The sequence below is a fragment of the Angustibacter luteus genome, assembly GCF_039541115.1.
Classification (GTDB): domain Bacteria; phylum Actinomycetota; class Actinomycetes; order Actinomycetales; family Angustibacteraceae; genus Angustibacter; species Angustibacter luteus.
Map to the genome: position 1 here is coordinate 220,714 of NZ_BAABFP010000005.1, position 24,799 is coordinate 245,512.

Consider the following 24,799-nt stretch of genomic DNA (forward strand, 5'->3'; position numbering starts at 1 on the left):
GGCGGGCATACGGCGGCCCCGCGCGCGGTTACCCTTGGTGTCATGGGTGAGACTCGCGGTCGGCTGCGTTCGGCGTTGCACCGGCTGTCCAGCTCGGACCAGATGCTCGAGGCCGAGGACCTTCGCGAGGTCTCGGACCGCTTCGGCGGTACCCCCGTCGACGAGCTCCCGGACCGTCAGCTGGCGTGTGTCTGCGGCACGCTGCGCTCGGTGACCCTGAGGCCGCGGGCCGGCGTCCCGGCGCTGGTCGCCGAGCTGTACGACGGGTCCGGCACCGTGGACGTCGTCTGGCTGGGGCGACGGCAGATCGCTGGGATCCAGGCCGGCAGCCGGATCCGGGTGCGGGGGCGGATCGCTCGCCGCGACGGTGCTCGCGTGCTGTTCAACCCGAGCTACGAGCTGCTCCCCGGCGGCTCTGAGTGAGCCCCAGCGAGCCGCGAGTGAGCCCCCGGTGAGTGCCGCGTGAGCCTGGTCCTCGGGCACGTCCCGGAGGGTGCCACCACCGTGGAGGAGGTCGTCCGGCACCGGCTCGTGGAAGGGGTCGGCGGCCTGCGCGGCTCGGTCGAGGCCGCGCTGCCGACGGTCGCGTTCGTGGTGGTCTGGACCACGTCCAAGAACCTGACGGCCGCCCTGGTGGCCAGCGCGGGGATCGTCCTGGTCACCCTCGCCGTCCGGCTGGTCCAGCGACAGACCCCGCGCTACGCGCTGAGCAGCCTGTTCGCGGTGGGCATTGCGGCGTTCTTCGCGTTGCGCACCGGGCGGGCCCAGGACGCGTTCCTGCCGGGCATCCTGTACAGCTGCGCGCTGCTCGCCGTGAGCCTGCTGTCCGTCGTGACCCGGTGGCCGATGGTCGGGTTCATCGTGGGCGCGGCGCACCCCGAGGATCCGCTGGCCTGGCGCGGTCACCCCGGCATCGTGCGGCTCTGCCAGCGTCTGACGCTGGTGCTGTCCGCGATGTACGCGATCCGGGTCGCCGTCATGCTGCCGACGTACTTCGCGGACCGGGTCGGCTGGCTCGGGGTGGAGAAGATCGTCCTCGGCTGGCCGCTGTACCTGCTGGCGGTGGCGACGATGGGCGCCGTCCTGCTGCGCGGCCGCACCCCGCTCGACCCTGAGGACCTGCCCACGGACCTGCCGACGGACCTGCCGACGGACGGTGCGCGGCCGAGCGGTTCGACAGATCCGGCCTGAGGTCAGTCGCCCACGTTGTGGTGCTCGGCGTGCCCGGGCGAGAGCATCTGCTCGAGCGCACCCTCGCTCTCCGGCACCGTCAGGAAGAGCAACTCGTCGCCGCCCTCGAGCGCGTCGTCCCGGCTCGGGGCGATCGGCCGGTCCTCGCGGATGATGCCGACCAGGACGCTGTCCGGCGGCCAGCTGAGCTCGCCCACCGTCGTCCCGGCGTAGGGGGAGTCGTCGGGCAGCGTCATCTCGACCATCGTCGCCCGGCCCTGCTGGAACTGGAAGATCCGCACCAGGTCGCCGACGCTCACGGCCTCCTCGACCAGGGCCGTCATCAGCCGCGGCGTCGACACGGCGACGTCCACGCCCCAGGCCTCGTCGAACATCCACTCGTTCTTGGGGTTGTTCACCCGGGCGACCGTGCGCGGCACGCCGAACTCCGTCTTGGCGATCAGGGAGACGACGAGGTTCGCCTTGTCGTCGCCGGTGGCCGCGACGACCACGTCGCAGCTCTCCAGCCCGGCCTCGCGCAGCGCGCTGATCTCGCAGGCGTCCGCGAGCAGCCACTCGGCGTCCGGGACGCGCTGGGTCTGCACGGCCCGCGGTTCCTTGTCGACCAGCAGCACCTGGTGGCCGTTGCCCAGCAGCTCGCGGGCGATCGAGCGGCCGACGCTGCCGGCGCCCGTGATGACGACGCGCATGGTGCCTCTCAGTCCGTCGCGGGGGGTGAGTCGAGGGCGGAGGAGACCTCGGGCAGGTCGGCCTCGACCACGGCCACGTGCAGCAGGTCGCCGTCCTGGAAGATCGTGTCGCCGGTCGGCACCAGCGCGTCGCCCAGCCGGCTCACGTAGGCGATGCGGAACCGCCCGACCGCGGCCATCTCGTCGACCCGGCGGCCGACCCAGCCGCGGTGCACGGGCACCTCGGCGAGCACGACCTTGCCGCTGGGGTCGCGGAACAGCGGCGCCGCGCCGACCGGGAGCAGCCGACGCAGCATCTGGTCCGACGTCCAGCGGACCGTCGCGACGGTGGGAATGCCGAGGCGCTGGTAGATCTCGGCGCGGCCCGGGTCGTAGATGCGAGCGACGACGTTCTCGACGCCGAAGGTCTCCCGGGCGACGCGCGCGGCGAGGATGTTCGAGTTGTCGCCGCTGCTGACGGCGGCGAAGGCGTAGGCCTGCTCGATACCGGCCTCGCGCAGCGTGTCGCGGTCGAAGCCGACCCCCGTCACCCGGCGTCCCTCGAACGAGGCGCCGAGCCGCCGGAACGCGGTCTCCTCCTGGTCGACCACCGCCACGTCGTGACCCGATGCCTCCAGGCTGTGGGCGAGCGTCGAGCCCACCCGGCCGCAGCCCATGATGACGAAGTGCACGCCACGCCTCTCTCGCCTCGATCACGGTCATCGTGGCCGTCAGGGCGGCGCGAACACCCCCTGGACGACCGCACCGCACGCTACACGCCCGGCAGGCCCTAGCATCAAGGACCGTGCCTGTCGCCGGTCGGATCCTGAAGCGTCTTGTCGTCGGTCGCCCCCTGGGCAGCGACCGACTGGGGGAGACGCTGCTGCCGAAGCGCATCGCCCTGCCGGTGTTCGCGAGCGACGCGCTGTCGTCCGTCGCCTACGCCCCGGACGAGATCTTCCTGACCCTGTCGCTGGCCGGCATCGGGGCCTACGCGTTCAGCTGGAAGGTCGGGCTGGCCGTCGCGGTGGTCATGCTCGTCGTGGTCGCCAGCTACCGGCAGAACGTGCACGCCTACCCCTCCGGTGGCGGCGACTACGAGGTGGCCACGACGAACCTCGGCGCGACGGCCGGCCTGACCGTCGCCAGCGCCCTGCTGGTCGACTACGTGCTCACCGTCGCGGTGTCGATCTCGTCGGCGTCGCAGTACGCGGCCTCCGCGATCCCGGCGCTCAAGGGGCACGAGGCGGTGGCCGCCGTCATCGCCGTGGCCGTGCTGACCGCGATGAACCTGCGCGGGGTCCGCGAGTCCGGCTCGGCCTTCGCCATCCCGACCTACATCTTCATGGCCGCGATCATCGGCATGAGCCTGTGGGGCTTCGTGCGGTTCGCGTTCGGCGACCTGCCCAACGTCGAGAGCGCACAGTTCACGGTCCAGCCGCAGTCCGCCTACGAGGGCGGCCTGGCCACCCTGGCCGGCTTCTTCCTCATCCTGCGCGCGTTCTCCTCCGGCTGCGCGGCCCTGACCGGCGTCGAGGCGATCAGCAACGGCGTGCCCGCCTTCCAGAAGCCGAAGAGCCGCAACGCCGCGACCACGCTGGCCTGGCTCGGCGCGATCGCCGTCACCATGCTGCTGTCGATCCTGGCGCTCGCGCACTTCACCCACCTGGTCTTCGTCGACCCCAACGACACGGGCGAGCTGCTGCTCAACGGCCAGTCCGGTGTGGTCGGCCCGGACGGCACCGTCCTGTTCCCCGGCGGCGAGAGCTACTCGCAGGACCCGGTGATCGGCCAGCTCGCCAAGGCGATCTTCGACCACTTCTCACCGGCGTTCTACCTCGTGGCGGCCGCGACCGGCGTGATCCTGGTGCTCGCGGCGAATACGGCCTTCAACGGCTTCCCCGTCCTCGGCTCGATCCTCGGGCGGGACGGCTACCTGCCCCGCCAGCTGCACACCCGCGGCGACCGGCTGGCCTTCAGCAACGGCATCATCACGCTGGCCCTGATGGCGAGCATCCTGATCGTCGCCTTCGACGCGCAGGTGACCCGGCTGATCCAGCTGTACATCGTCGGGGTCTTCGTGTCCTTCACGACCAGCCAGTTCGGCATGATCCGGCACTGGAACCGGTTGCTGCGCACGGCCTCCGGCGCCGAGGCCAGACGCATGCAGCGGGCCCGGGTGATCAACGGCCTCGGTGCCGGCATCTGCGGGCTCGTGCTGGTCGTCGTCCTGCTGACCAAGTTCGTCAAGGGCGCCTGGATCGCGATCGCGGCCATGGTGGTGCTCTTCCTGCTGATGCGGGCGATCAAGAAGCACTACACGGCGGTGGCGGCCGAGCTCGCCCCGGACGACGACAGCACGGACGTCGTCCTGCCGTCCCGGGTGCACGCGCTCGTGCTGGTGTCCAAGATCCACCGGCCGACGCTGCGCGCCCTGGCCTACGCGCGGGCCACCCGCCCGTCCTACCTGGAGGGCATCAGCGTCAACGTGGACCCGGAGGACACTGCTGCGCTGCAGGCCGAGTGGGACCGCCGCGGCATCCCGGTGCCGCTCAAGTCGCTGGACTCGCCGTACCGCGAGATCACCCGGCCCGTCATCGACTACGTGCGCTCGATCCGCCGGGACAGCCCGCGCGACGTCGTCATGGTCTACATCCCGGAGTACGTCGTCGGGCACTGGTGGGAGCAGCTGCTGCACAACCAGAGCGCGCTGCGGCTCAAGGCCCGGCTGCTGTTCATGCAGGGCGTGATGGTGGCCAGCGTGCCGTGGCAGCTGCAGTCCTCGGAGGGCTTCGAGGAGAAGCTGGAGGGCCGCATGGGCGGTCCGGCGCCGGGAGCCGTCCGGCGTGGCCCGAAGCCGCCGGGGGGCACCTCCTGAGCGGCGAGCAGGACGCCCTGGTCGGCAGCGTCGTCGAGGTGGACGTCGGGGCCGTGGCGCACGGCGGGCACTGCGTCGCGCGGCACGAGGGACGGGTGGTCTTCGTCCGGCACGCGCTGCCCGGCGAGCGGGTGCGGGTGCAGATCACCGAGGGTGCGGCCACCGACCGGTTCCTGCGCGGCGACGCCGTCGAGGTGCTCGAGGCCTCGCCGGACCGGGTGCCGTCCCGCTGCCCGGTCAGCGGGCCTGGGGGCTGCGGCGGCTGCGACTGGCAGCACGTGACGCTGGAGCGCCAGCGCGAGCTGAAGGCCGATGTGGTGCGCGAGCAGCTGCACCGGCTGGCCGGGCTGGACTCGCCACTGGTCGACGGGCTGACCGTCGAGCCCGTGCCGGGCGATGACGACGGGCTCGCCTGGCGCACCCGGGTGCAGCACACGATCAGCCCGCGCGGCCGGCTCGGGCTGCGCGAGCACCGCTCGCACCAGGTGGTCGAGATCGAGAGCTGCCCGATCGCGGTCGGCCGGGTGCAGGCCATCGAGCTGTCCTCGCCGCAGTGGGTGGGCGCCTCGCGGGTCGAGGTGGTCGCGCCGTCCGGTGGTGACAAGCCGTTGGTGCTGGTCGGCCCGGTGGGGCACCGGCGTCCGGTGCTGCCGCCCGCCAGCGCGTTGGACGCCTCGCTCGCGGTCAGCACGCCGGGCGGTCTGGAGCGGGTGCGGGGCCGGACGTGGGTCCGCGAGCAGGTCGAGGTCGGCGACTGGTCCGCGACGATGCGGGTCAGCGGGTCCGGCTTCTGGCAGGTGCACCCGGGCGCCCCGGCGGCCCTGGTCGGTGCGGTGCTGGAGATGCTGGAGCCGGCGCCGGGGGAGCAGGCCCTGGACCTGTTCGCGGGCGTCGGGCTGTTCGCCGCCGCGCTGGCCGAGCGGCTCGGCCCGGAGGGCGCGGTGCTGGCCGTGGAGGGCGATCCGCACGCCGTCCGGGACGCGCGCCGCAACCTGCACGAGCTGACCCAGGTCGGCATCACCGCCGGCCGGGTCGACCAGGTGCTGGCCACGGTGCTGGAGAGCGGGATGACCGCGGACCTCGTGGTGCTCGACCCGCCGCGCGACGGCGCGGGGCGGCGGGTGGTCGAGCAGGTGGTCGCGGTCCGGCCGCGAGCCGTCGCGTACGTCGCCTGCGACCCGGCCGCGCTGGCCCGGGACGTCAAGACGTTCGCCGAGCACGGCTACCAGCTGGACGCCCTGCGGGCCTTCGACTGCTTCCCGATGACGCACCACATCGAGTGCGTCGCCCGCCTCGTGCCCGCGCCGCAGTCGTAGGGCCCGCGGTGGCCGGGGACCGGCGTCCGCGAGAGGATCGACGGGTGCCCGACGACGTCGCCCCGCCAGCCCCGTTCAGCTGGCCGTTCGACGTGCGGTTCCACGAGGTCGACGCCCTCGGCGTGGTCTTCAACATGTGGTACTTCGCCTACTGCGACGCCGCCCAGGCCGCGTTCTTCGCGCACCTGGGCACGCCGTCGTCCGGGCTGAACGCCGAGGGGCTGGACGTGCTGCTGCGGCACGCCGACGTGCAGTGGGTGGGGTCGCTCGGGCCGCACACGAGCGCCGAGGTGCGGGTGCACCCGGTCTCGGTCGGCAGCACGTCGCTGGTGCTGCGGTTCGAGGTGGTCCGGGTGCCGGACGGGCAGATGGTCTTCACGGCCCAGATCACCTACGTCTGTGTCCGGGTGGCCGAGCGGGAGCCGGTGCGGGTGCCCGAGGCGCTGCGCGACGCGCTCGAGCGACGGATCGCCTGACGGCGGGTCGCCGGACAACCCTGGAATTTATCTCGACATCAAGATAGTGTGACCGAGGACGTGCTGCACGAGACGTGCGCACCGGTAGACGGAGGAGCAGCGGTGAGCCAGGACAGCTTCGGTGCCAAGGGCGACCTGACGGTCGGCGACGACACCTACACGATCTTCCGGCTGAAGGGCATCGACGGCGCGGACAACCTGCCGTACAGCCTGAAGGTCCTGCTGGAGAACCTGCTGCGCACCGAGGACGGCGCCAACATCACGGCCGACCACGTGCGCGCGCTCGCCGGCTGGGACCCAGATGCCGAGCCGGACACCGAGATCCAGTTCACCCCGGCCCGGGTGCTCATGCAGGACTTCACCGGTGTGCCCTGCATTGTCGACCTCGCGACCATGCGCGAGGCCGTCAAGGAGCTCGGCGGCGACCCCGCCAAGATCAACCCGCTCGCGCCCGCCGAGATGGTCATCGATCACTCGGTGATCGCCGACGTGTTCGGCCGCGAGGACGCCTTCGCGCGCAACGTGGAGCTCGAGTACGAGCGCAACGGCGAGCGCTACCAGTTCCTGCGCTGGGGCCAGGGCGCGTTCGACGACTTCAAGGTCGTCCCGCCGGGCACCGGCATCGTGCACCAGGTCAACATCGAGCACCTGGCACGCACCGTGATGACCCGCGAGGTGGCGGTCGAGGGCGGCGGCACCGAGCTGCGGGCCTACCCGGACTCCTGCGTCGGTACCGACTCGCACACCACGATGGTCAACGGCATCGGCGTCCTGGGCTGGGGTGTGGGCGGGATCGAGGCCGAGGCGGCCATGCTGGGTCAGCCCGTGTCGATGCTCATCCCGCGCGTCGTCGGCTTCAAGCTGTCCGGCCAGATCCCGGCCGGCGCGACCGCCACGGACGTCGTCCTGACCATCACCGAGCAGCTGCGCGAGCACGGCGTGGTCGGCAAGTTCGTCGAGTTCTACGGCGAGGGCGTCGCGGCCGTGCCGCTGGCGAACCGCGCGACCATCGGCAACATGAGCCCCGAGTTCGGTTCCACCTGCGCGATCTTCCCGATCGACGAGGTCACGCTGGACTACCTGCGGCTGACGGGCCGGGACGACGCCCAGGTGGCGCTCGTCGAGGCCTACGCCAAGGAGCAGGGCCTGTGGCACGACGCGTCCGTCGAGCCGCGGTTCAGCGAGCACCTCGAGCTGGACCTGTCCACCGTGGTGCCGAGCATCGCCGGCCCGAAGCGTCCGCAGGACCGCGTCGAGCTGTCCGCGGCCAAGGCCGGCTTCCGCGAGGTGCTGCCGGCGTACGTGTCGCAGCAGGCCGGCGACTCGGTCCTCGGCGACTCGTTCCCGGCGTCCGACCCGCCCACCCCGGACTCCGCGCAGCCGCAGAACGGCGCCCCGGTGCACGACGGCGACGTGGCGAACCGCGCATCGCGGCCGACCACCATCTCGCTGGACGGCCAGGACGTCGAGATCGACCACGGCGCGGTCGCGATCGCCTCGATCACCAGCTGCACCAACACCTCCAACCCGTCGGTGATGGTCGGCGCCGGCCTGCTGGCGAAGAAGGCCGTCGAGGCGGGCCTGGAGCGCAAGCCCTGGGTCAAGACGTCGCTGGCCCCCGGCAGCAAGGTCGTCACCGGCTACTACGACAAGTCCGGCCTGACGCCGTACCTGGAGAAGCTCGGCTTCCACCTGGTTGGCTACGGGTGCACCACCTGCATCGGCAACTCGGGCCCGATCATCGACGAGGTGTCGGCCGCGGTGAACGAGCAGGACCTGGCCGTGGTCTCGGTGCTGTCCGGCAACCGCAACTTCGAGGGCCGGATCAACCCGGACGTGAAGATGAACTACCTCGCGTCCCCGCCGCTGGTCATCGCCTACGCGCTGGCCGGCACGATGGACTTCGACTTCGAGACCGACGCCCTGGGCCAGGACCACGACGGCAACGACGTGTACCTGCGCGACATCTGGCCCGAGCCGGCCGAGGTCGACCGGGTCATCGCGAGCTCGCTGAACAAGGAGATGTTCACCCGGGACTACGCGGACGTGTTCGCCGGCGACGAGCGGTGGCAGTCGCTGCCGACGCCCACCGGCGACACCTTCGACTGGGACGGCGAGTCGACCTACGTGCGCAAGCCGCCGTACTTCGACGGCATGCAGGCCGAGCCGGATGCCGTCACCGACGTGTCCGGGGCCCGGGTGCTGGCGGTGCTCGGCGACTCGGTGACGACCGACCACATCAGCCCGGCCGGCTCGATCAAGGCGGACAGCCCGGCCGGTCGGTACCTGGCCGACCACGGCGTCGAGCGTCGGGACTTCAACTCCTACGGCTCGCGCCGCGGCAACCACGAGGTGATGATCCGCGGCACGTTCGCGAACATCCGGCTGAAGAACCTGCTGCTGGACGGCGTCGAAGGCGGCTTCACCAAGAACCTGCTGACGGGTGAGCAGGCGTCCATCTACGACGCCGCGCAGGCCTACGCGGAGCAGCAGATCCCGCTGGTGATCCTGGCGGGCAAGGAGTACGGCTCCGGCTCCAGCCGGGACTGGGCCGCCAAGGGCACCGCGCTGCTCGGCGTCCGCGTGGTCATCGCCCAGTCCTACGAGCGGATCCACCGGTCGAACCTGATCGGGATGGGCGTCCTGCCGTTGCAGTTCCCGGACGGCGAGTCGGCGCAGTCGCTCGGCCTGGACGGCACGGAGACCTTCGACGTCTCGGGGGTCACCGAGCTGAACGACGGCAGCACCCCGCGCACCGTGAAGGTCGTGGCCCGCAAGGAGTCGGGCGAGGACGTCGAGTTCGACGCGCGCGTGCGGATCGACACGCCGGGGGAGGCGGACTACTACCGCAACGGCGGCATCCTCCAGTACGTCCTGCGCTCGCTGGTGGGCTGAGCCAGGGAGTCGTTGCGGCACGGGGCCCGTGAGCGGACGCGCACGTCCGCTCACGGGCCTCGTGGTGTCGACGTGACACGCCGGCGCTGCCTGGTCTCGCGTTGAGACGCCAGCGAGACCGGATCGATACGGAGCACGAATGTGCGCTTGTGTCCCTGTATGCGCCCACGCTGAGTGAGTGGGAGCAGCGGTGCGTGATCGGGTTGTCCGATCTGCGCGTTCCATCATTACCGTGATCGGTCCGAGACCTATTTGTTGTCCCGAACCACTGGACGACACGACCTCCGGCCCATACGTTGTCGCTCACAACAATTACGCCCACGTAGCGTCAACGTGTCTAACACGTGACGGACGTGCGCCGGTCGAGGAGGCGGTCTGGAGTGGTAGGCAAGCGCTACGTGGCAGCGATTGGGGCCCTGGGTGTGGCTCTCGCGCTGACGGCATGTGGAAGCAGTGACGACAACGCATCGGGTGGCTCGAGCACCGCTGCGTCGAAGGGCAAGATCGGGGTCATCCTCCCCGACACCAAGTCGTCGGCTCGCTGGGAGTCGTCGGACCGTCCCGCGCTGGAGAAGGCGTTCAAGGACGCCGGGATCCCCGCGGTCATCGACAACGCCCAGGGTGACGCGACCAAGATGCAGACGATCGCGGACCAGATGCTGACCCAGGGCGTCACCGTCCTGGCGATCGTCAACCTGGACTCCGACTCCGGTGCGGCGATCGAGGCCAAGGCGAAGAAGCAGGGCGTCGCGACGATCGACTACGACCGTCTGACCCTCGGTGGCAGCGCGGACTACTACGTGTCGTTCGACAACTCGAAGGTCGGCACCCTGCAGGGTGAGGCCCTCGCGAAGTGCCTCGGCGACAAGCCGGCGAACATCGTCTACCTGAACGGCTCGCCGACGGACAACAACGCCACGCTGTTCGCAGCCGGTGCGCACAAGGTCCTCGACGCGAAGACCGAGTACAAGCAGGTTGCCGAGCAGGCCGTTCCCAAGTGGGACAACCTGCAGGCGGGCACGATCTTCGAGCAGATGTTCACGCAGCAGAAGGGCAAGATCGACGGCGTGCTCGCGGCCAACGACGGCCTGGGCAACGCGGCGATCGCCATCCTGAAGAAGAACCACCTCGAGGGCAAGGTCCCGGTGACGGGTCAGGACGCAACCGTCCAGGGTCTGCAGAACGTCCTCGACGGCAGCCAGTGCATGACGGTCTACAAGTCCGCGAAGGAAGAGGTCGGCGCTCTGGCTGACCTGGCCATCGCGATCACCAAGGGCCAGAAGGGCACCACGACCGGCACCGTTCACGACGACACGGGCAACCGCGACGTCCCCTCGGTGCTGCTGGACCCGAAGTCGATCACCGCTGACTCGGTGAAGGACGTCGTGTCCGACGGTGGCGCGAGCGCTGCTGAGGTCTGCACCGGCGCTTACGCCGAGCTCTGCACGAAGTACGGCGTCTCCTGACGCGCTGATCGAGATGGCTCCGGTGCCGACACCCGTGTCGGCACCGGAGCCGTTCGGTGGCACGATGCGTCCTGGTACTACAAAGGAGAGGTCATGACCGAGTCCGACGCGACCGACCAGCCAGCTCAGCCGGCTCAGCCCGCCCCTGCGGACCGTCCGTCCTCCCCGGGCAGCGCGAAGAGCGCCGAGCCAGGGACCCCGTTGCTCGAGCTGCGCGGGATCAACAAGAGCTTCGGTGCCGTGCAGGTGCTGCACGACGTCGATCTCAAGATCTACCCGGGGCAGGTCACGGCGCTGGTCGGTGACAACGGCGCGGGGAAGTCGACGCTGGTGAAGACCATCGCTGGCATCTACTCCGCGGACTCCGGCGAGTACCTGTTCGACGGCAAGCCGGTTGCCGTGCACGGACCCAAGGACGCTGCGGCGCTGGGGATCGAGATCGTCTACCAGGACCTCGCGCTGTGCGACAACCTGGACATCGTCGAGAACATGTTCCTCGGCCGCGAGACCCGGTCGGGCGTGCTGCTCGACGAGGCCTCGATGGAGGACCAGGCCCGCAAGACGCTGGCCTCGCTGTCCGTCCGCACCGTGAAGTCGGTGCGCCAGTCCGTCGCCAGCCTCTCCGGCGGCCAGCGACAGACCGTCGCCATCGCCAAGGCGGTGCTGTGGAACTCCAAGGTCGTGCTGCTGGACGAGCCGACCGCCGCCCTGGGCGTGGCCCAGACCCGTCAGGTGCTCGACCTGGTCCGCCGGCTGGCCGACCACGGTCTGGGCGTCCTCCTGATCTCGCACAACATGGTCGACGTGTTCGAGGTGGCGGACCGCATCACCGCGCTGTACCTCGGCCGCGTGGCGGCCGACGTCCCGGCCGCCGACGTCAACCACAGCCGAGTGGTGGAGCTCATCACTGCCGGGCGTTCCGGTGACCTGGGGATCTCCAAGGCCACGGCTGCCCAGTCGGCCTAACGCGCGACGCCCTTCAACTCAGCCCCACCCTGCGAGGAGCAGACGATGACGACGACGTCCAGCGACGAGGCCAGCGTCGCAGGCACCGACTTCAGCGGTGACCAGCGCGCGACGACGGTGGCGGGTGCGACCCGCGAGTACGTCGACAAGCTGCGCGGCGGTGACATGGGAGCCCTGCCGGCCGTGCTGGGCCTCATCGTGCTGTTCCTGGTGTTCACCATCCTGCGCCCGGACACCTTCCCGTCGTTCGGCAACCTGGCGAACCTGACGGTCCAGGCCGGCCCCATCTGCGTGCTCGCGATGGGCCTGGTGTTCGTCCTGCTGCTGGGCGAGATCGACCTGTCCGCGGGTGTGGCAGGTGGTGTGGCCGCCTGTGTGATGGCGATCCTGATCAACGACAAGGGCTGGAGCTGGCCGCTGGCCGTCGTCGGTGGCGTGGCGACCGGCCTGGCGATCGGTCTGGTCATCGGTCTGCTGGTGGCCCGCCTCGGCATCCCGTCGTTCGTCGTGACGCTCGCGTTCTTCCTGGGCCTGCAGGGCATCACGCTGCGGCTGATCGGTGAGGGCGGGACGGTCCCGGTGCGCAACGACGTCATCGTGGGGATCGCCAACAGCAACCTGCCCGTCGTGTGGGGCTGGATCCTCGCGGTCTTCGTGTCGCTGGCCTACGCCGCGATCCAGCTGCTGCGCCTGCGCATGCAGATCCGGCGTCAGCTCCAGCACCCGCCGTTCGCGCTCGTGCTGGCGCGGGTGATCTCGCTGGCGGTCGTCCTCCTGGCCTTCACCTACGTGCTGAGCGCCAACCGCGCGCGGGTGCCCACGGTCACGGTGGCGGGCATCCCCTACGTCGTCCCGATCGTCGGCATCCTGCTGGTGGTCTGGACCCTGGTCCTGGGGCGCACTGGGTACGGCCGGCACATCTACGCCGTCGGTGGGAACTCCGAGGCAGCCCGCCGCGCCGGTATCGACGTGCGCCGGATCCGCATCTCGGTCTTCGTGGTGTGCTCCTCGATGGCTGCCCTGTCGGGCATCATCGCCGCCTCGCGGCTGAACTCGGTGACGCCCGACGCCGGTGCGGGCAACACGCTGCTGTACGCGGTGGGGGCCGCCGTCATCGGCGGCACGAGCCTCTTCGGTGGCAAGGGCAAGGCGCGGGACGCCGTGATCGGTGGCCTGGTGATCGCGACCATCGACAACGGGCTCGGTCTGCTGGGTCTGCAGGCGTACGTCAACTACCTGGTGACCGCCGGGGTCCTGCTGCTCGCCGCCTCGGTCGACGCGATCTCGCGCCGCCGCCGCAGCGCGAGCGGTATCTGACCGGGGGCGGGCAGTGACGCGGGTCTACCTGCTGAGGGGGGTGTGAGACGTGGCGTCAGCTCGTCGTCCGGGAACGGGCACGAACCAGGAGGCGGTGCGTCGGCACAACCTGGGCACGGTGCTCGCGCACCTGCACCACGACGGTGAGCTCTCGCGGGCCGAGCTGACGTCGCGGATGGGTCTGAACCGCAGCACCATCGGCGCGCTGGTCGGCGAGCTCGTCGAGCTCGGTGCCGTCGTCGAGGCGACGCCGGGCGAGCGGCACGGCGGGCGTCGCCCCGCGGGCCGGCCTTCCCTGGACGTGCGGCCGAGCAGCGACTCCGTGTACGTCATCGCGGTGGACGTCGGGGTCAAGGTCCTGCAGGTGGCGCGGATCGGCCTCGGTGGCGAGGTGCTGCAGCGGGCCAGCGGCCGGACGCCGGTCTCGCACAGCCCCGCCGCTGTGGCCACCGCGGTCGTCCGGCTGATCCGGCAGATCGTGGCGTCGGCACCGGCTGACGGCGCCCTGCTGGGCATCGGTCTGGGCGTCCCGGGGGTGGTTCGCGAGCGGGACGGTGTGGTGCGGTTCGCGCCGAACCTGGGCTGGCACGACGTGCCGTTCGCCCAGCTGCTGCGCGAGCGCATGTCCCACTCGGTCCCGCTGCTGGTCGGGAACGACGCCGACCTGGGTGTCCTGGCGGAGCACACCCGCGGCGCGGGCGTCGGCTTCGACAACCTGGTCTTCCTGATGGGCGACGTCGGCCTCGGTGGTGGCGTCATCGTCGACGCCCACCCGCTGCAGGGCATCGGCGGCTACGCCGGCGAGCTCGGGCACCTCATCGTGAACACCCGGGGTCGGGTCTGTCGCTGCGGCAGTACGGGGTGCTGGGAGACCGAGGTCTGCCTGCCCGCCATCGCCCGGGCGCTGAGGGTGGACGACACCGAGCTCGACCGGGTGATGGACCGGCTGGAGCAGGTCGACCGGCCGTCGGCGGCGCTGCGCGAGGTGGGGCGCTACCTGGGGATCGGGTTGGGCAGCGTGGTGAACGTGCTCAACCCCGAGGTGATCGTCCTTGGCGGGATCTTCCGCGCGCTGTTCCCGGTGATCCAGGACCAGGCGCTGCAGGCGCTCACGGATGCGGCGCTCGAGGCACCGCGCGAGCAGGTGCACGTCGTCGTGCCGATGCTCGGCGGTGACGCCGTGCTGATCGGTGCCGCCGAGAAGGCCTTCGAGGAGCTGCTCGCCGACCCGGCGCGCGCGCTGTCCGACGTGTGCCGGGACGCCGTCGCGGCCACTGCCGCACCGGAGAACCGTTCCCGGGCCCGCGACGGACTCGTCGGCCAGGGCAGCGCGCCCGGCGATCAGGCCAGGGCGAGCGTCCCCGCGTAGACCTCGCCGAGGACGGCGGCGGCCGCGCCGGTGGATGCTGCGTGCAGTCCGAGCGTGCTGAGCGCGACCCGCGAGCTGCTGACCGCCGCGACCTGCTCGTCGACGACCGGCAGCAGCCAGTCCCCGAGCGGGACGAACGAGCCACCGAGCACGATGACCTCCGGGTCGAGGGTGGCCGCCAGCACGGCCAGACCCGTTGCGAGAGAACGCCCGAAGCGCAGGACGCCGGCCCGGACCGGTTCGTCGTCGGGGCACCGTTCCGCGATCCGCGACGCCACGGTGACCGGGTCGTGGCTGCCCAGCTCGGCGAAGGACGTGCCGGTCTCGCGCAGCAGCGCCAGCAGCCCGACGGCCGTCTCCCAGCAGCCGGTGCGGCCGCAGGCACAGGGTGCACCGGCCGCACCCAGGGGGGCGTGGCCGACCTCGCCGGCCAGCCCGTGCGCCCCCCGACGCAGCTCCCCGGCCACCACGACGCCGGCGCCGACGCCGACGGTCCCGGTGAGGTACAGCAGGTCCGAGCAGCCGCGGCCGGCCCCGAACGCGGCCTCGCCGGCTGCGGCGCAGTTCGCGTCGTTGTCCACCCGTACCGTGAGCTCGCCCAGGGCATGGTCGAGGTCGGCGGCGACGTCCCGGTCGTGCCAGTGCAGGTTGGGCGCCTCGATGACGCGCCCGGTGTCCAGCTCGACCTGGCCCGGGACCGCGAGGGTCAGCCCGAGCACCCGGTGCCCGTCCGCGGTGAGCCGGGCCAGGCTGTCCTCGGCCAGGGCCAGGACGCCGTCGAGTCCAGCTCGGTCGGACTCGAGCGGGACTTGGCTGCTCAGCACCACCCGGCCGGACAGGTCGAGTGCGGTCGCGGCGAGGTAGCCGACGTTGACCTCGAGGCCGAGGCCGACGGTGTCCCGGCCGTGCAGCCGGACCGGCCGCCCAGGGCGCCCCGAGCGGCCGGTGGGTGCGACGTCCGGCTCGGCCGGGCTCTCCAGCACCGCGCCGGCGCTGGAGAGCTCGGCGACGATCGCCGAGACGGTGGCCTTAGCCAGGCCGGTGCGCTGGGCGATCGCGGCCCGGCTCGCCGAACCGTTGTCCCGCAACGACCTGAGCACCAGTGCGGTGTTCTCGCGGCGCAGCCGGTCGGTGGCCGCCGGGGCGCCCGTCGGACCGGGCGACGTCATGGCGACGGCGCCGCGCTCAGCCGCGAACGCCGTAGAGGTGCTCGAGCGCCAGCTGGTCCAGGTGCTCGAACGCCATGCCGCGAACGGCCAGCTCCTCGGGGTCGGCCAGGTCGGCCTGCTCCAGGGCTCGCCAGTCCTCGCCCTCGGCCAGCGTCGGCACCGCGAGCTCGTCCAGGCGCGAGGCGAGCAGCGCCTCCTGCACCTCGGGGTCGGCCCGGAACGCGAGGGCCTTCTCGCGCAGGATCAGGTAGTTGCGCATGCAGGCCGCGGCGCTGACCCAGACCCCGGCGTCGTCCTCGGTCCGGGACGGCTTGTAGTCGAAGTGCACCGGGCCGTCGTAGCCGCCGATGAGCAGCGTGTCCACGATCCAGAAGGCGCCGCGCACGTTGCCCGCGCCGAACCGCAGGTCCTGGTCGAACTTCGGGCCGTTCTGGCCGTTGAGGTCGATGTGGTAGAGCTTGCCCTGCCAGAGCGCCTGCGCGTACCCGTGGGCGGCGTTGACGCCGGCCATCTCCTCGTGGCCGATCTCGGGGTTCACCCCGACGAGCTCGGGCCGGTCGAGGGTCTCGATGAACGCCAGGGCGTGCCCGACGGTGGGCAGCAGGATGTCGCCGCGGGGCTCGTTGGGCTTGGGCTCGATCGCGAACCTCAGGTCGTACCCGCGGTCGGTGACGAACTCGCCGAGCAGGTTGAACGCCTCCTGGTAGCGGTCGAGCGCGTTGGGGATGTCCTTGGACGCGCCGAACTCGGCGCCCTCGCGCCCGCCCCAGCAGATGTAGGTCTCGGCGCCGAGCTCGGCGGCCAGGTCGATGTTGCGCATCACCTTGCGGATCGCGTAGCGGCGGACGTCCCGGTCGTTGGAGGTGAAGCCACCGTCCTTGAACACGGGGTGGGTGAACAGGTTCGTCGTCGCCGTGGTCACGACCAGTCCGGTGTCGGCCAGGCCCTTGGTGAACCGGTCGATGATCCGCTGGCGCTCGGCCTCGTCGACGCCGAACGGGATGACGTCGTTGTCGTGGAAGTTGACGCCGTAGGCACCGAGGGCGGCCAGCTCGTGCAGCGAGCGGACCGGGTCGAGCGGCGCGCGGGTGGGCTCACCGAAGGGGTCGCGGCCCTGGTAGCCGACGGTCCAGAGACCGAACGAGAACTTGTCGGAGGGGGCGGGGGCGGGGATCTGCATCAGGAGCTCCAGTCGTCGGTGCGATCGCGGAGCCTGGCGTAGGCCTCGCGGACGTGCGGGGTGGGTTCGGCGTCGAACGTGAGGGGATCGGGCAGGGACCAGGCCGGCGCGGTGTCTGCGCCGGACAGCGCCCAGGCGGCCTGCCGGGCGGCGCCGAGGGCCACGTACTGGGCGTCGCCAGGGACGACGACGGACCGGCCGAAGACGGCCGGGGCCAGCTCGCGCACGGCCTGGCTGCGGGCACCGCCGCCGACCAGGACGATGCGGCCGACCTCGAGGCCGGTGACCTCGACGAGCCGGTCGACGGCGTCGGCGAGCGAGCAGAGCAGGCCCTCGACGGCGGCCCGCGCCAGGTGCTCCGGTCCGGTCGCCGTGGTCAGGCCGTGCAGGGTGCCGTGGGCGTCGGGGCGGTTGGGGGTGCGCTCGCCGTCCAGGTAGGGCAGCAGGGTCAGTCCGCCGGCCCCGGCGGGCGCGGACAGCGCTAGCGAGGCAAGGCCCTCGTGGTCGGTGCCCAGCAGCCGGGCCGTGGTGTCCAGCACCCGTGCGGCGTTCAGCGTGCAGACCAGTGGCAGGAACGCGCCGGTGGCGTCGCAGAAGCCCGCGACCTCGCCGCTGGGGTCGGCGCACGCCGCGCCGGCGACGGCGGACGCGACACCGGACGTACCGATCGAGACCGCGACATCCCCGGGGCGCAGGCCCAGGCCCAGCGCGGCGGCCATGTTGTCGCCGGTGCCGGGCGCGACCAGCGCGCCAGTCGACGTCCGGCCGACCACCTCGGCCGGTGCGGCCACCCGGGGGAGTGCGAACTCGTGCCCGAGGGCGTCCGCGGCGAGGTCGGGCCGCCACGCGTCGTCCGCGGGCGAGAAGTATCCGGTCCCCGAGGCGTCGCCGCGGTCCGTGGTGGGGTCGTCGGCCCGTCCCCCGAGGTGCCAGGTGAGCAGGTCGTGCGGGAGCAGCACGCGGCGGACGCGCTCGGCGCGCTCGGGCTCGAAGTCGCGCAGCCAGCGCAGCTTGGTCGCCGTGAACGAGGCGACCAGCAGTGAGCCGACCGCGTCGGCGGTAGCCTGCGGGCCGCCCCACTCCTGGATGAGCTGGCCAGCCGCGTCGGCGGACCGGACGTCGTTCCAGAGCAGCGCGGGGTGCACGGCGGTCTCCGTGGCGTCCAGCGCCACCATGCCGTGCTGCTGCGCGCCCACGGCCACGGCGGCGGCGCGGGGGAGCAGGTCGGCGGTGACGGCGTCCAGCGCCTCCAGCCAGGCCCGCGGGTCGACCTCGGTGCCGTCGGGGTGCGCGGTGGTGCGTTCGTCGACCAAGCTGCCGTCCGCGGCGCGGACGAGCAGCGCCTTGACGGACTGGGTCGAGGAGTCGATCCCGAGCACCAGGTCGTCGGACGTCGTCGTCATGGGAAGCATCTTCGTTCGAGTCGTGAACTAAGTCAAGACCACGGGGCGGGGAGAGCGCGCCGAGACGAGGGAAGAGGGGCGCCCGTGGGGCCTCGAGTGCCCCACTCCGCTGACCTGGACGTCCGCGGGCAGGATGGGTCCGTGCCCGTGCAGCTGCTGGACGCCGATCCCGACCCCGAGGTCGTGGACGGCCTCTCTGACGTGCTCGTCGACTGCGTGGCCGGCGGTGCGAGCGTCGGGTTCCTAACCGGTCTCACGGCGGACGCCGTCGGGCTGGGCCGCACGCTGCTGGTCCTGGACACCGAGACCGGCAGCGACGCCGAGTCGCTGTACGCCCGCCGGGGGTGGCGTCGAGTCGGGTCGATCGAGGACTTCGCGCTCACGCCGGACGGCGCGCTGTCCGGCACCACGATCTTCAGCAAGCGGCTGGACACCCCGTGACCGACGCCCAGCTGCCGCCGGGCTGGCCAGCGGCGGTCCGCCCGCCCGGCACTCCCGGCTGGCAGCACACCGCCACCGGCTGGCTGCTCGACCAGTGCCCGTCGGAGTACCGCGCCCACCCCGTGCTGCGTCAGCAGCCCGTCGCCCTGGCCTGGCTGGCGCTGCGACACGTCACGGCCCAGGGGCAGGCGAACACGGCCGCCCGAGCCGAGGGCCGCGCCGACCTGCGTGAGCACCTCGACCCGGCGGCCCTGGACGCGTTCCTGGTCGCGCTCGACCACGAGCACGCCCGGCTGCTCGAGCTGCACCGCGCCGTCCGCCTCGTCGGCGACGCGCTGCGCGGCCTGCGGTACGTGCCGAGGTTGTGAAGACCGCCACGCTCCGGGTCGCCGTGCGCGACGCGAGCGCGGCCCGCACCTAGACTGGCCGGATGCTCCTCGAGACCATCAAGGGGCCGCGCGACGTGCAGCGGCTCAGCCGCGACGAGGCCAAGGCGCTCGCCGGTGAGATCCGCACCTTCCTGGTCAGCGCCGTCGCCCGGACCGGTGGTCACCTCGGCCCCAACCTCGGGGTGGTCGAGCTCACGATCGCGATCCACCGCGCGTTCGACTCCCCGCACGACACCGTCGTGTGGGACACCGGCCACCAGTCCTACGTGCACAAGCTGCTGACCGGCCGGCAGGACTTCAGCGGGTTGCGCAGCGCCGGCGGGCTGTCCGGCTACCCCTCGCGGGCCGAGAGCGAGCACGACGTCGTCGAGAACTCGCACGCCACGACGTCGCTGTCCTGGGCGGACGGCATCGCCCAGGCGTACCGGCTGCGCGGGGAGCACGACCGGCACGTCGTCGCCGTCATCGGGGACGGCGCGCTGACCGGCGGCATGGCCTGGGAGGCGATCAACAACATCGCCGCGGACAAGACCCTGCCGCTCACCATCATCGTGAACGACAACGAACGCTCCTACGCTCCCACCACCGGCGGCCTCGCCCAGCACCTGGCCACGCTGCGCACCACCCGCGGGTACGAGCGGTTCCTCGCCTGGGGCAAGCAGACCCTCGGCCGCACCCCCGTCGTCGGCAGCGCCATGTACGACACGCTGCACGGGGTCAAGAAGGGCCTGAAGGACATCGTGGCCCCGCAGGGCATGTTCGAGGACCTCGGGCTCAAGTACGTCGGCCCCGTGGACGGTCACGACATCGAGGCAGTGGAGAAGACGCTGCGCCAGGCGCGGACCTACGGCGGCCCGGTGCTCGTCCACGTCCTCACCCAGAAGGGGCGCGGCTACGCGCCGGCGCTCGCGGACGAGGGTGACCGCTTCCACGCGGTCGGCCCGATCGACCCCGAGACAGGTGAGGCCGTCGCCAGCTCCGGCGTGCCGTGGACCGACGTCTTCGAGGACGAGCTGGTCCGGATCGCCCGCCGCCGCCAGGACGTCGTCGGCATCACCGCCGCGATGTGCATCCCGGTCGGCCTGGCAAAGTTCCAGGCCGAGTTCCCGCAGCGCGTCTTCGACGTCGGCATCGCCGAGCAGCACGCCGCCACCAGTGCGGCCGGGATGGCCTTCGCCGGGCTGCACCCCGTGTTCGCGGTCTACGCCACGTTCCTCAACCGCGCGTTCGACCAGCTGCTGATGGACATCGCACTGCACAAGGCCGGCGTCACCTTCGTGCTGGACCGGGCCGGTGTCACGGGCCCCGACGGCGCCAGCCACCACGGCATGTGGGACCTCTCGCTCCTGCAGGTCGTGCCCGGCATCCACGTGGCCGCGCCGCGCGACGCCGCCCGGGTCCGCGAGGAGCTGCGCGAGGCGCTGGACGTCGCCGACGCCCCGAGCGTGCTGCGCTACTCGAAGGGATCCGTTCCGGCCCAGGACATCCCGGCGGTCGAGCGGGTGGGCGGCGTCGACGTCCTGCACCGCAGCGCGTCCGCCGACGTCCTCGTGGTGACCGTCGGGCCGATGGCCGGCATCGGCCTGGACGTCGCGCACCGGCTGACCGCGCACGGCATGGCCGCCACCGTCGTCGACCCGCGCTGGGTGCTGCCCGTCGACCCGGCCCTGGTCGAGATGGCCGGCCAGGTGCGGCTGGTCGTCGTCATCGAGGACGGGTCGAGGGTCGGGGGTGTCGGCTCGCGGCTGGCCCAGGAGGTCACCGACGCCGGTCTGGGCACGCGCGTGGTCGCATTGGGTATCCCGCCGCACTTCCTGGACCACGGCGACCGAGGCGCCATCCTGGCGAGCCTCGGCCTGACCGGTCAGGACGTGACCCGCCGGGTCGTCGAGGAGCTGGCCCGGCTGGAGCCGGCGATGGACGGCACCCCGGTCGTCGAGGACAGCCAGTAGCCAGCAGGCGAGTCGGCTCAGCAGTCGAAGACCGACCAGCAGATGTCGTTCCGCAGACGCTGGTCGTCGAGCACGAGGTCGCGGATCGCTGCGGGGAGCTGGTCGCGCTGCCACCGGCACTCCAGCCGTCCGGCCCTCTCGCCGTCCCCGGCCGGCGCGGCCGCCCGGGCGGCCTTGATGGCGTAGGCGGCCGCACCGAGCTCGTGGGCGGCGACGTGGGCGACGACGGCCGCCTGGCCGGCCGCGTAGGCGGCGTGGCGGGGCGCCCCACGCAGGTCTCGGGCGGCGCCCATGGCATGGCCACCGGCGGTCCGAGCCTGGGTCATGGTGATCTCGCCGTGCGCCCAGGCCCGCGCCTGCTCGATGGCCTGCCGGGGGCGGTCGTCCTGCGGCCGGGCCGACTCGAACCGGACCAGGACGTGCTCGGCGCAGGTGGCCGCCCAGAGGGCGAGGAGGTGGTGGTCCGGGTCGGTCAGCGTCCCACCGCGGCGGATCGTCACGAAGCGCGGGTCGCGGACCTTCGGGAGGATCACAGCGGGGGTCAGCGGTAGAGCACGTTGCGTTCGTGGTGCGGCTGCGTCCCGACGGAGTCGGCCAGCGACGTCCTCGCCAGCTGCTCGGTCGACAGCAGGGACGCCGCCAGCCCGACCTCGTGGGTGGTGACCAGCAGCGGGCGCTGGACGCCGCGCAGCTCCGACTCCGTCGCGGCCGCGGCTGCCCCGACGAACGCCGGGTCGATCCGGGCCAGGTCGAACCAGCCGCGAGAGCGCATCGGGACGGCGAGCGCGCGCATCCCGATGCCGTCCTCGGTGGCCAGGTGCTTGCGCAGCCAGTGGCCGCTGAGCAGGGTCAGGACGTCGCAGCCGCCCACGGGCCGCAGCGTGCCGCCGCCGTCGGCCTCGAGTCGGGCGGCCGCGAGGACGGCCATCTCCTCGCGGTGCTTGGCCAGGTCCTTCCACCAGCGGCTGGTGTCGACCCCCGCCGCGCGAGCCGCTCCCGGCGGCAGCGGGACGGCGAGCTGCTCGTGCTGGGCCTCGTCCGGTGGCTGGCGCAGCCCGATGCCGACGTCGAGCACGCCGCCGAGCACCCGCTCGACCACCCACTCGGGGCCGGGGTGCAGGGCGTGGCCGGCCGGCAGGGCCAGCGCGATCGTGCGGCTGGGCCGGGCCGGGCCGAGACCGTGCAGCGTGGGCAGCTGAGCCAGCGAGATGTACGCCCGCAGCCAGTCGCGCAGGCGCAGCCGGCCCGGCAGGGACTCGGGGTCGGCCCCGGCCAGCGCGCCCTCCAGGTGCTGCCAGCCGACCGACGTCCAGGCGTCGCGCTCGTCCCACTGGGACCCCACGAGGACACCGTCAGCGCGGGCCTCCAGCGGGATGTCGTGCAGCACGCTCGCCGCGAGCGTGCCGCGGCGCAGCGCACCGGCGTTCGACGGGTTCTGCACAGGTAGACGGTACGGGTCGCAGCCCCGCCGGGGCACACCGACAGGCACGGTTGTGACGGGTGGGACGTACTTCACGCCGAACGGCTCAGAGCGGCATCACCGCGTACCGGGCGATCACGCACCGTGCCCGGCTGCGTCATCTCAACCGTCAGCGGCCGGCGACCGCCAGCGGTCCGTCCACGCCGCGACCCGAGGCGCTCTCCTCGTCCAGCAAGCGACTGGTCATCCGGTGCAGCGCGGTGTCGAGCAGCTGGACGTCGGCCGCCGAGGGCTGGTCGGACGTGCCCAGGTGCAGCAGCAGCCAGCCCTTGAGCTCGGCGGTGAACAGCTCCCACTGCTCGTCCGCCAGCGCGGTCGTCGCCCAACCGCTCGGGTCACCCGTCAGGTAGCCGCCGTCCTGGGTCTGCACGAACGCCGGCAGCAGCACGCTGGCCGGCACCCTGGTCCCGGCGGCGATGGCGTCCAGGTCGGCTGACACGCCGTGCCGGTTGCGCAGCAGCACCTGAGCGACGCACCAGGTCTCGGCGCCGCCCAGCTCGGTGCCGGAGGCCACCCGGATCGCCGGCAGCTGACGCCGCCCCTCCCGACCCATCAATCGGGCCATCACGGTCTCCAACGTGCGTTCGGAGTCGGCTCCCTCGGTCATCCCGAAGCCCTCACCGAGGTCGGTGGCACCCGCTCGGGCGGCGTCGCGCAGCGGCACCTGGGGCAGGAACAGGGCGAGGATGAACGCGACGACGCCCACCGGCGCGGCGTAGAGGAACACCGAGTGCAGGACGTCGGCGTAAGCGCTGACCACCGGTGCGATGACGTCGGCGGGGTGGCTGTGCAGGGCCGCGGGTGAGGTGACCTCCGCCGGCGGCAGTCCGGAAGCGATGACGGCCGGCGGCAGCGCCTTCTCGAGGTGCCCGGCGTAGATGGCGCCGAAGACGGCGGCCCCGAAGCAGCTGCCCAGGGTCCGGAAGAACGTCACTCCGGAGGTCGCCACGCCCAGGTCGGCGTAGTCGCTGGTGTTCTGCACGATGATCACCAGGATCTGCATGCACAGCCCGAGTCCGACGCCCAGCACGATCATGAACAGCGAGATCCGCAGGAAGCCCGTGTTCTCGTCCATGGTCGACATCAGCAGCAGGCCGACGGTCAGCAGTGCCGAGCCGACGATGGGGAAGATCTTGTACTTGCCGGTCCGGCCGACGATGGTGCCGGACGCGATCGAGGCCGTCAGGAGTCCCAGCACCATGGGCAGGGTGCGCAGACCGGACGACGTCGCCGAGACCCCGTGCACGTACTGCAGGTACGTGGGCAGGAACGTCAGCGCGCCCAGCATGGCGAAGCCGACGACGAACGAGATGATCGAGGACAGCGAGAACACCGCGCTCTTGAACAGGTGCAGGGGCAGCATGGGCTCCGCCGCGCGACGCTCGGCGACGATGAAGGCCACGATTCCCAGCGCGCTGGCGACGAAGAGACCGAGGATGAACGTCGACGTCCAGTCGTACTCCGTGCCCCCCAGGCTGGTGGCGAGCACCAGACCGCCGGCGCCGACCGAGATCGCAGCGATGCCGGCGTAGTCGATGACCGGCTTGCCGGTCGATCGGACGGACGGCATGGTCTTGGCGGCGATCGCGATGACCAGGATGCCGATCGGTAGGTTCACCAGGAAGCACCAGTGCCAGGACAGGTGGTCCGTGAACAGGCCGCCGAGCAGCGGGCCGATGACGGTCGTGACCCCGAACACCGCCCCGAGCGCACCCTGGTACTTGCCGCGCTCGCGCAGGGGGACGACGTCCGCGATCAGGGCGGTGGCGGTGACCATGAGGCCGCCGGCGCCGACCCCCTGCACCGCACGCCAGCCGACCAGCCAGGACATGCTCTGCGCGAGCGCGCACATCGCGGAGGCGCCGACGAAGATGCCCGCGCTCAGCTGGAAGATCAGCTTGCGCCCGAACAGGTCGCCGAACTTGCCGGCGAGCACCGTCGCGATGGTGTCGGTGATCAGGTACGCCGTCACCACCCACGACACGTGCGCGGCGCCGCCCAGGTCGCCCACGATGGTCGGTAGCGCCGTCGAGACGATGGTCTGGTCCAGGGCGGCCAGCAGCATGCCGAGCAGGATCGTGGCGAAGACGACGTTGATCTGCCGGCGGGTGAGTGTCGGTGCCGGTGATGTGCAGGGGGAGACCTGCGTGGCCACGGCGCGGCTCCAGACCGCCTCGACCCCTCCCGGGAGGTCCCCGGCTCACGCGAGGCACCACGCAGTATGCCGTTTTCGAGACGGTTGC

21 protein-coding genes are annotated in these 24,799 nt (G+C 72.0%); 13 read left to right on the forward strand and 8 right to left on the reverse strand.

Features of this window, described 5'->3' with window-relative positions:
* The first annotated feature begins 42 nt into the window (after nt 1-42).
* Nucleotides 43-423, forward strand: a complete 381-nt coding sequence (locus tag ABEB17_RS10185) for an OB-fold nucleic acid binding domain-containing protein (protein WP_345716585.1) — start codon at nt 43-45, stop codon at nt 421-423.
* A gap of 39 nt (nt 424-462) precedes the next feature.
* A complete protein-coding gene (locus tag ABEB17_RS10190; RefSeq protein ID WP_345716586.1) occupies nt 463-1,191 on the forward strand; it encodes a DUF3159 domain-containing protein in 729 nt (242 codons plus the stop codon).
* Between the two features lie 2 nt (nt 1,192-1,193).
* On the opposite strand, the gene ABEB17_RS10195 is transcribed toward ABEB17_RS10190, so the two are convergent.
* Together ABEB17_RS10195 and ABEB17_RS10200 are read right to left on the reverse strand one after the other, a co-directional pair.
* Nucleotides 1,194-1,880: a potassium channel family protein gene (locus tag ABEB17_RS10195; protein WP_345716587.1), complete on the reverse strand. Its 687-nt coding sequence runs from the start codon at nt 1,878-1,880 to the stop codon at nt 1,194-1,196.
* 8 nt (nt 1,881-1,888) lie between these two features.
* Nucleotides 1,889-2,551 (reverse strand): potassium channel family protein, encoded by a 663-nt coding sequence (locus ABEB17_RS10200; protein ID WP_345716588.1) that lies wholly within the window; start codon nt 2,549-2,551, stop codon nt 1,889-1,891.
* Nucleotides 2,552-2,664: 113 nt separating this feature from the next.
* On the opposite strand from ABEB17_RS10200, the gene ABEB17_RS10205 reads away from it, so the two are divergent.
* From ABEB17_RS10205 to ABEB17_RS10240, 8 genes are all read left to right on the forward strand, one after another.
* Nucleotides 2,665-4,737, forward strand: a complete 2,073-nt coding sequence (locus ABEB17_RS10205; protein ID WP_345716589.1) for an APC family permease — start codon at nt 2,665-2,667, stop codon at nt 4,735-4,737.
* 38 nt (nt 4,738-4,775) lie between these two features.
* Nucleotides 4,776-6,053, forward strand: a complete 1,278-nt coding sequence (locus ABEB17_RS10210) for a class I SAM-dependent RNA methyltransferase (protein ID WP_345716590.1) — start codon at nt 4,776-4,778, stop codon at nt 6,051-6,053.
* A 44-nt stretch (nt 6,054-6,097) separates the two neighbouring features.
* A complete protein-coding gene (locus ABEB17_RS10215) occupies nt 6,098-6,529 on the forward strand; it encodes an acyl-CoA thioesterase (protein WP_345716591.1) in 432 nt (143 codons plus the stop codon).
* 102 nt (nt 6,530-6,631) lie between these two features.
* Nucleotides 6,632-9,424: an aconitate hydratase AcnA gene (acnA, locus tag ABEB17_RS10220; RefSeq protein WP_345716592.1), complete on the forward strand. Its 2,793-nt coding sequence runs from the start codon at nt 6,632-6,634 to the stop codon at nt 9,422-9,424.
* 398 nt (nt 9,425-9,822) lie between these two features.
* A complete protein-coding gene (locus ABEB17_RS10225; protein ID WP_345716593.1) occupies nt 9,823-10,890 on the forward strand; it encodes a sugar ABC transporter substrate-binding protein in 1,068 nt (355 codons plus the stop codon).
* Nucleotides 10,891-10,983: 93 nt separating this feature from the next.
* Nucleotides 10,984-11,856: an ATP-binding cassette domain-containing protein gene (locus tag ABEB17_RS10230; RefSeq protein ID WP_345716594.1), complete on the forward strand. Its 873-nt coding sequence runs from the start codon at nt 10,984-10,986 to the stop codon at nt 11,854-11,856.
* 45 nt (nt 11,857-11,901) lie between these two features.
* Nucleotides 11,902-13,173 carry a sugar ABC transporter permease gene (locus ABEB17_RS10235; protein ID WP_345716595.1) on the forward strand — a complete coding sequence of 424 codons (1,272 nt, stop codon included), beginning with the start codon at nt 11,902-11,904 and terminating at the stop codon, nt 13,171-13,173.
* Nucleotides 13,174-13,222: 49 nt separating this feature from the next.
* Nucleotides 13,223-14,542, forward strand: a complete 1,320-nt coding sequence (locus ABEB17_RS10240; protein ID WP_345716596.1) for an ROK family protein — start codon at nt 13,223-13,225, stop codon at nt 14,540-14,542.
* Here ABEB17_RS10240 and ABEB17_RS10245 read toward each other — a convergent pair.
* Genes ABEB17_RS10245 through xylB form a run of 3 tightly spaced genes read right to left on the reverse strand, consistent with a single transcriptional unit; the run spans nt 14,515 to nt 18,294 of the window.
* On the reverse strand, nt 14,515-15,711 hold the full coding sequence (locus ABEB17_RS10245) for an ROK family protein (RefSeq protein ID WP_345716597.1): 1,197 nt from the start codon (nt 15,709-15,711) through the stop codon (nt 14,515-14,517). The two genes, ABEB17_RS10240 and ABEB17_RS10245, sit on opposite strands and share 28 nt — an antisense overlap.
* 16 nt (nt 15,712-15,727) lie before the next feature.
* Entirely contained in the window at nt 15,728-16,891 is a 1,164-nt protein-coding gene (gene xylA, locus ABEB17_RS10250; RefSeq protein ID WP_345716598.1) for a xylose isomerase, read from the reverse strand.
* The gene (gene xylB / locus ABEB17_RS10255; protein ID WP_345716599.1) at nt 16,891-18,294 is read right to left on the reverse strand and encodes a xylulokinase; all 1,404 of its coding nucleotides are present in this window, start codon (nt 18,292-18,294) and stop codon (nt 16,891-16,893) included. Before xylB ends, xylA begins: the two co-directional genes overlap by 1 nt.
* A gap of 141 nt (nt 18,295-18,435) precedes the next feature.
* Here xylB and ABEB17_RS10260 point away from each other — a divergent pair, with 141 nt between their 5' ends.
* The 3 genes from ABEB17_RS10260 (at nt 18,436) to dxs (ending at nt 21,076) form a co-directional block, all read left to right on the forward strand.
* Nucleotides 18,436-18,735, forward strand: coding sequence for a hypothetical protein (locus ABEB17_RS10260; protein ID WP_345716600.1), 300 nt, complete (start codon nt 18,436-18,438; stop codon nt 18,733-18,735).
* Nucleotides 18,732-19,103, forward strand: coding sequence for a hypothetical protein (locus ABEB17_RS10265; RefSeq protein ID WP_345716601.1), 372 nt, complete (start codon nt 18,732-18,734; stop codon nt 19,101-19,103). Before ABEB17_RS10260 ends, ABEB17_RS10265 begins: the two co-directional genes overlap by 4 nt.
* A 62-nt stretch (nt 19,104-19,165) precedes the next feature.
* On the forward strand, nt 19,166-21,076 hold the full coding sequence (dxs, locus tag ABEB17_RS10270) for a 1-deoxy-D-xylulose-5-phosphate synthase (protein WP_345716602.1): 1,911 nt from the start codon (nt 19,166-19,168) through the stop codon (nt 21,074-21,076).
* Nucleotides 21,077-21,093: 17 nt separating this feature from the next.
* Here dxs and ABEB17_RS10275 read toward each other — a convergent pair whose 3' ends face one another.
* The 3 genes from ABEB17_RS10275 to ABEB17_RS10285 form a co-directional block, all read right to left on the reverse strand.
* Nucleotides 21,094-21,609, reverse strand: a complete 516-nt coding sequence (locus ABEB17_RS10275) for a putative immunity protein (RefSeq protein ID WP_345716603.1) — start codon at nt 21,607-21,609, stop codon at nt 21,094-21,096.
* Nucleotides 21,610-21,617: 8 nt separating this feature from the next.
* A complete protein-coding gene (locus ABEB17_RS10280; protein WP_345716604.1) occupies nt 21,618-22,517 on the reverse strand; it encodes a hypothetical protein in 900 nt (299 codons plus the stop codon).
* Between the two features lie 148 nt (nt 22,518-22,665).
* Nucleotides 22,666-24,711 carry an MDR family MFS transporter gene (locus tag ABEB17_RS10285; RefSeq protein WP_345716605.1) on the reverse strand — a complete coding sequence of 682 codons (2,046 nt, stop codon included), beginning with the start codon at nt 24,709-24,711 and terminating at the stop codon, nt 22,666-22,668.
* Nucleotides 24,712-24,799: the final 88 nt, after the last annotated feature.